General features: G+C 45.6%; 2 protein-coding genes. Both read right to left on the bottom strand.

Annotated features, from left to right (window positions below; translation table 11 throughout):
* Positions 1-330 (bottom strand): outer membrane lipoprotein-sorting protein (locus R7R24_RS29435; protein ID WP_318120554.1); only part of this gene is annotated, 330 nt, incomplete at its 3' end.
* 24 nt (positions 331-354) lie between these two features.
* Positions 355-557 (bottom strand): hypothetical protein (locus R7R24_RS29440; RefSeq protein WP_318120555.1); only part of this gene is annotated, 203 nt, incomplete at its 5' end.

A 557-nucleotide genomic window follows, 5' to 3' on the forward strand; every position in this document is an offset into this window, starting at 1 on the left:
CAACCATTGGTCATCCGCACCAATGGTATGAGAATGGTTGAGAAAAGCCGTGCCCGTGACATCCCGAGGCTGGTCAAAAATGGTCAGCCCTTTGTCGCCATCCCCTTCAACTTCGAGAGATTTCAATCGCATAAGGCGCGTACTGCTTTCACCTTGTGCGTTCTTTAAAATCATCTCCATGGTTGCGATAGAGTCGCCCCAACCTTCATCTCTTGCTTTTCGCTCCTGAGCAATTTCTAGCCCTTTTTCTTCATTCGCATAAGTGAATGGCGATGCAACTAGCGAAGCCGACAACATCAAAACTTGCAATACGTGGTTCATTTTTTTCATGGTTCAATTCCTTTTAATTCTGAGTTATGACTGAGTTGCAGTGATGGTGGACGACGCTTTCAAGCGCGCGTTATCAGACGGACTTTCTTGTAAGTACGCTTTTTTATCGAATAGCATTAGTAAGGTTGGGAGGAATAAGAAGTCCACAACCAAAGCGATGAAGATAACAATGGCGCTGAGTTGCCCCATATCCGCATTCAGCCTGAAGCTAGACATTGCCAATACAG

The sequence above is a fragment of the Vibrio sp. 704 genome (genome assembly GCF_033339295.1).